Annotated in this window: 6 protein-coding genes and 1 tRNA gene; 2 read left to right on the forward strand and 5 right to left on the reverse strand. The window is 46.9% G+C overall.

The features are described from left to right. Window positions 1–372: 372 nt before the first annotated feature. The 4 genes from RMO35_RS00045 to metG all read right to left on the reverse strand — a co-directional run bounded on the left by RMO35_RS00045 (window position 373) and on the right by metG (window position 4,760). Window positions 373–1,194 (reverse strand): FtsQ-type POTRA domain-containing protein, encoded by an 822-nt coding sequence (locus RMO35_RS00045; protein ID WP_309737687.1) that lies wholly within the window; start codon window positions 1,192–1,194, stop codon window positions 373–375. 56 nt (window positions 1,195–1,250) lie between these two features. Next, on the reverse strand, window positions 1,251–2,372 hold the full coding sequence (gene lptC / locus RMO35_RS00050; protein WP_309737688.1) for an LPS export ABC transporter periplasmic protein LptC: 1,122 nt from the start codon (window positions 2,370–2,372) through the stop codon (window positions 1,251–1,253). Between the two features lie 23 nt (window positions 2,373–2,395). Continuing rightward, entirely contained in the window at window positions 2,396–3,001 is a 606-nt protein-coding gene (locus RMO35_RS00055) for an NYN domain-containing protein (protein WP_309737689.1), read from the reverse strand. A 139-nt stretch (window positions 3,002–3,140) separates the two neighbouring features. Then, on the reverse strand, window positions 3,141–4,760 hold the full coding sequence (gene metG, locus RMO35_RS00060) for a methionine--tRNA ligase (RefSeq protein ID WP_309737690.1): 1,620 nt from the start codon (window positions 4,758–4,760) through the stop codon (window positions 3,141–3,143). Window positions 4,761–5,211: 451 nt separating this feature from the next. Between metG and RMO35_RS00065 the strand changes: the two genes are divergently transcribed. Then, window positions 5,212–5,283, forward strand: a tRNA-Lys gene (locus RMO35_RS00065). Window positions 5,284–5,737: 454 nt separating this feature from the next. Here RMO35_RS00065 and RMO35_RS00070 read toward each other — a convergent pair. After that, window positions 5,738–5,890: a hypothetical protein gene (locus RMO35_RS00070; protein ID WP_309737691.1), complete on the reverse strand. Its 153-nt coding sequence runs from the start codon at window positions 5,888–5,890 to the stop codon at window positions 5,738–5,740. A gap of 316 nt (window positions 5,891–6,206) precedes the next feature. Here RMO35_RS00070 and RMO35_RS00075 point away from each other — a divergent pair. Further along, window positions 6,207–6,328: DUF1778 domain-containing protein (locus tag RMO35_RS00075; RefSeq protein ID WP_309737692.1), on the forward strand; the 122-nt coding region annotated here is incomplete at its 3' end.

The raw sequence follows: 6,328 nt of genomic DNA on the forward strand, positions 1-6,328 counted from the left end.
ACTTTGATCCGAGCGGCGTTGCTAAAAGTGATACCTTCAGACATTTGTTCATCCCTTGGTATGTTGTAACCATCTCGGATTGAGTGGCTTTTGAATCCTGGATACGAAAGTGGAATAGAGTTAGTCATGCGCTAGCTATTTGTAAACCATTTAAAGCATAGTAACCCGCATTATAGGTATTTTTGGAGCTTACTTAGACATCTGGGGTATAGAATTTGGGTGAAATTGACCAAACTGCGACAACATCGATCTTGAGATAGATAATTGTTCAGCTATAATGTAGAGATTGTAGATTACTTATTTTCAAATCTAGATATCGCTGCGCGCATACTATTTATGTAGTTTGATGTATTAAGTATCAAGACTGCACCTCTATGGCGTTGGTTCGATAACCTGACTGGGAGCTGGAGTAGACCGCTTGAGCTGGAACTCAGGAGAGTCGGGATTATCGAGATCTAGCTGTTCTACTTCAGGTAGAGTGTGTTGTTGCCAATTGCGGAGTCGATCGAGCTGCTGCATTTGTCGATCCAGTCGCGACTTATCGCCGATCGCTCCCAATCTAACCGTACCTAGTTCCGTCTGCAAAATTAAATTTTGGGGATTGCGACAGTCCACAATCCCGATCGCGACCGGACTAGTCCGCATCGCTTGGTAGAGTTGCGGCCATTTAGAGCAGGTGCCTTGGGCTGGCAGTCTGAGTTGTAATGTCGGCAGATTTCGCCACACCGCCGGACGATAGCTAGAAATTGGCAATTGTAGCCCGCGTTCGTCGATAAATATTTGAGCGTGAGTAGTTTGAGTCTGCATAATCCGCGCAACTGGCGGAAAATCTTGAATCTGGACGATCAGATGGGGCGGTAGGACGCCACGATCGATCTTGACATTGGCAACGGCACTGCGCTCGACTAATTGCGTAGCTAGCTGTGCGGGTGCTAATTCCATGATGAGTTTTGGGTAAGGAATTGCCAACATCGATCGCACCGTTGCGTCGCTGAGATATTGGTTGCCTTCGATGCGGATCTGCTCGGGTTGGGAAATCGTCCAATCGGGCTGACCGATTGCCCATCCCAAGCCAGCTACAATCCCGAGCGTACAGGTAAATCGCCATACAGAGGTAATGACTCTAATGCGTCGCTGCTGTCGTAACTGCTGGTGACGCTGCTTTAGTTGTTCTCTAGATTCAGGCTGGTACACGGGACTTGGGGAGTGGGGAAAGTTAGGCTTTAGGCTCTAGGCTTTAGGGAGAATAGTTAGTTGGGGATAAATTCAGTTTGAACTCGTTGCTTGCCATCACTGCTCACCACGATCGAGCGATCTTGTAGCTTGCCAATGCCACGAGTACCAGTAAATTTAATCGCTGGATTAATTTGTTGATAAACTACATTACCAGTTCCAGTGAGTTGTTGGGAAGAGATTTGCCAGATTAAGCGATCGCTGCGAAGTCTTGCTTGGTTGCGGCTGGACGTGCCAATGGCATTGCCTGCAAGTGTCGCCGTCGCGGCTTTGAGTGCCAATTCGCCAGTACTGGCGGTAAATACGAGTGCTTCTTGAGGGTATAAGATCGTCAGGGGTCGATCGGCGGTAACTAATTCGCGATCGAGATCCCACCCAAATGATTCACCATCGACCTGAATGAGCGGATTGACAGCATTCAATCGCACCTGACCTTGTAGATTGACAATTTTACGATCGAGTACGGTAGAGAAGCGATTGGTAGTGACTCGCTCGGTGATGGCACTACCGCGATAGCGCTGCATTTGCGCCAGTCGGTCGCCGATAACTTTTTGGTCTTTCACCAGCCAGGTCAGATGTTCGGTCTGCATCGCTAAGCGTGGCTCGGTAGCAACTGCCGTGATTTTACCATTGAGATCCAACTGTTGCTTGCGGCTGACGTATCTCCCTTCAGTCGCATTCACTTGAAATTTGGGCTGATTGGCTTGGACGCGATCGCGAATCGTCAGCAAATCGGCTTTGGGTTGCCATTCGACTGTTTGACCGCTCATTACTAAGTTATTGCGAGTTTCAGTAGCCACGACATCGCCACTGAGCAGCACTTTTTCGCCGTCTTGTTCGACTTCGCCAGCCTTAGCGACGATCCGCAGGACAACTTTGCCATCTTGATAGAGATCGCCACTTAAGTTAGTAATTTTGGCACGCTTGCCGTCGGGTGTGTAGACACCGCGTTCGGCACGCACTTTCCACAAGGGTTTGCCTTGTTTATCTACTTGCTCGAAACTGAGATTGTCTAGTTCGAGCCGAGCGGCGATCAGTTTTGGTTTAGGGCTAGGTGGTGGCTTAGGCGCTGGACGACAGCTACTGATGCTTGCAATCGCGATCGTCAAACCAAGTCCGATCCAACGATCTACTGTCATCCTCGACCTAATTTTTCTCATTCCTACAACCGATCTAAGTCTAGATAATCGGGAGTGACGCCGAGAATATTGTTATTGTTTCTGGGCGTTTTCTGGATTTCCTCTTTGACATTTTCCAGATCGATGTAACGATCGGAGACATTGATCAGACTATCGCTAGTCATCGATCGTAAGCTGACTACTTCGACGCGGACACCCCGATAGCTCACAGCATCGACAGCATACGCCAAATCGCCATCGCCACTCACCAAAACTGCTGTATCGTAAGATCCCACCAATGCCATCATATCGACGGCGATTTCGACATCGAGGTTGGCTTTTTTAGAACCGTCTGGTAGTTGCACCAAATCTTTGGCAATGACTCGATAACCATTCCGCCGCATCCACAGCAAAAATCCCTGCTGTTTTTCATTGGTGCGATCGACTCCAGTATAGAAAAAAGACCGAAGCAGCCGGGAACCGCCAGTCAGGCGTGCCAGCAGCTTGGTGTAATCGATTTCAATATTTAGTTGTAGTGCTGCATAAAATAGATTAGACCCATCGACAAAAATTGCGACTCTGCCGCGATTTTCGAGAACTTGCTGGGCTGAAAATATGGAATTTTCATCATGGTTGAAACTGTTCATCATTATAAATCTGATTTTAAATTTAAAAAAGTTTTAAAATTGAGAGTTTAAAAAAAGGTTGATTTATGGATTCGAGCCAATCGGTTACACTCGATTTACCATATCGAGCATAACAGATTAAAAAAGATTAATTACTCACATGTCACCCTAACTCTAACTTGACAAAAATTGGCTGCGGCTCGCCCAGGCTGCTGTCAGCTTTTAAAATTCCCCACTTGCGATGCTGTTCCCAATCGGCAGGAAGTGCTGGCTTGTCGCCAGGATCGAGTAAATTATCGGCACCACAAATCGAGTCAAAGTCTACATCCAATCCGAGTTGGCGATAGATATCGGTAGCGATCTTGGGGATAATGGGCGACAGTAAATAAGCTGACAGCCGGATGGACTCTAGCACAGCAGTTAGTACTTGGGCTAATTCAGTCTGTTTATCTTGCTTAAATAGCGTCCATGGAGCCAGATCGTCTACATATTTATTACTCGCGTATACCAAGCTAAAAATTGCCTCGCAAGCATCCTTAAAGGCTAAATTTTGATAAGCAACATCGACCCGTGCGCCCAGGGTTTGTCCTAATACATGGAGGGGATTGTCGTCGGCAATCTCGCTAGCGTTACTAGGCACTCGACCCTGACAATATTTTTTAGCCATACTAATAGTGCGATTGACTAAATTCCCCAAACTATTAGCAAGATCGGCATTGACGATATCGATAAAGCGGGACTCATTAAAGTCACCATCTTGACCGAACTCGATTTCCTTGAGAAAGTAGTACCGTAACGGCTCGGCACCATAGCGATCGACTAAATCGATCGGGTCGATCGCATTGCCTTCACTTTTACTGATTTTTTTCCCATCTTTGGTAAAGTAACCGTGTGCGAATACCCGCTCTGGCAGTGGTAGCTCTGCGGACATTAACATGGCTGGCCAATAGACAGCATGAAAGCGTAAAATATCCTTACCGATTAAATGTAAATTAATCGGCCACCGCTTGCCCAGAGCATTGTCTAGCGTGGGTTGGACATCGGGATCGAGCAAGGCAGTCATATACCCGAGTAACGCATCGAACCAGACATAGATTGTCTGCTCGGGATCGGTAGGTAGCGGGATACCCCAATCCACATTCACGCGGGAAATCGAAAAATCTTGCAACCCTTGCGCCACAAATTTCAAAACTTCATTGCGACGACTCGGGGGGAGGATGAAATCGGGACGCGCTGCATACAAAGCTTCTAATTGCTGTTGGTATTTAGATAATCTAAAAAAATAGTTACTTTCGTCACGCCACTCTACTTGCTTGCTGGGATGTAAGGGACAGTGCTTGTCGGCGAGGAGATCGCGTTCTTCCTTAAACTCTTCGCAAGAAACACAATACCAACCCTGTTGCGTACCCTTGTAAATATCGCCCCGATCCCACACCCGCCCAAAAAATTCATTGACGATCGCGTGATGATTGGCAGATGTCGTGCGGACAAATCGGTCGTATTTGACATCTAGCTTGCTCCACAACGAGTCAAACTTAGCAACGATACGATCGCAGTGGACTTGAGGATTTACCCCGGCGGCAATCGCCGTCCGCTCGATCTTTTGCCCGTGCTCGTCTGTGCCAGTAATTAACAGCACATCACGACGATTGAGTCTTTGCCATCTGGCGATCGTATCGGCAGCCATCGTGGTGTAGGCATGACCGATATGCGGGATATCGTTGACGTAGTATAGCGGTGTCGTGACAGTAAAAGACGATGAAGCGATCGCAGCGTGGTTCATATAATAGGTCAGATGTGGCGGACTCTGGCGGGGAATAGGGGCTGTGCCCGAGCAACAATGTAGCAAGTTAGACTCGATCGCCCGCACCGCTAGCTACAGCTTTGACTGGATCTAGATCCATTAGCGGGGACGATCGGGATCGAGCGGGTACAGTTCACACCTGCGGATCGCAGCCAAAGCACTGAAAATAATCTTTGGCATCGATAATCAAATCGATGACCCACTGTGACTGCTAGCCACCACAAGTCCTGCTGTAACCGATCGCCGATGCCGATCCAACAGCACAAGTAACGGTTCTTTGTTGGTAGGGCAATCTTGAGCAGACAGCAAAAGTTGCGATCCTGGTTTGTCCGAACTTAGCTCCAGTCTCCATCATAAATGAGGTTGACCGACTTCCACTGCTCTATTAATAATTAGTAATTGGTTTGGTGTTAGAATAATTGAGTATTCAGGGCCACTAGCTCAATGGTAGAGCATCGGACTCTTAATCCGTTGGTTCCGAGTTCGAGCCTCGGGTTGCCCATCTCCTCAAACCTCGCCCCGCGCGGGGTTTTCGAGTTTCTACTCATATTTTGGCTTTACCCGATCTGGGTTCGATCGCTTATTTATTCGTGTCTACTGGGTTACGTTTGGATTATATTTGAAAATATTGAGTATCTTTTTATACCTCAAAGCCTAAGAATCCCAAAATCCCAGCGGGGCAGCCTGTAATTAAAGTCAACCACCAACGCTTACAGATAGTTTTAAGTTATCGCGGTGTTAGGAAATATCTATCGGTATCCAATCGCGCCGCCAATTAGCGGTAACTCTACATATAACCGATTCCGATAACCTGCTATCAACTATCTGACGTGACGATACCTGCACTCGTCGGTTACAGCACCATAGTATTTGGGACATCTGGCTTAGACGATCTGCTCTTGAGTGGGCTGGTAAGCTTCAGATAGTTCACGATCTTTGGGCATAGCACACCAAACTCAGATACCCAAAAATCCAAATGTAAGGCTGTAGGCTGCAACGCGCTGTCTCATCCCCTCTCTAACTTTGACTGCTGGGTGCTTTTCATCTGCGGCAAGTCCTGTTCTGTCTTCGAGCGATCGAACTGGTTGGCGATTTTTGTTAACTTTCATTTTTTGTTTCCTCGATTGGTTTGTATCCCAAATTTAACAGGCACCCGATCGAGTTGTTGTGATATGGAGAGAGAAACCAGTCCAGACGGGAACGACTAAAAAATTTCTAAAAGTGTCCTGATACTCAATCTAACTACGTGAATACACGAAAAACCAATGAAAGAACAAGGGCTTCAAGTTGTCAAAAACTTGGGATCGGGTGATTAGAGTGTCGAAGTCGCAGGTCGATCGTTCATAAAGTGACCTTGTTGTTATTTATTGACGCTCCGGCATTATGCCGAATAAAATTAATAATATAAACAGGCATCAAAAAATTATGGACGATACACTAACTCGAATAGAAGCAAGAATCACACCAGAGACAAAAGCAATGATTCAACAGGCGGCGGACATTGAGAGCTGTAGTTTAGCTGAGTACTTATCTAAGAGCGCACAGGC

The sequence above is a fragment of the Chamaesiphon sp. OTE_20_metabat_361 genome, assembly GCF_031364565.1.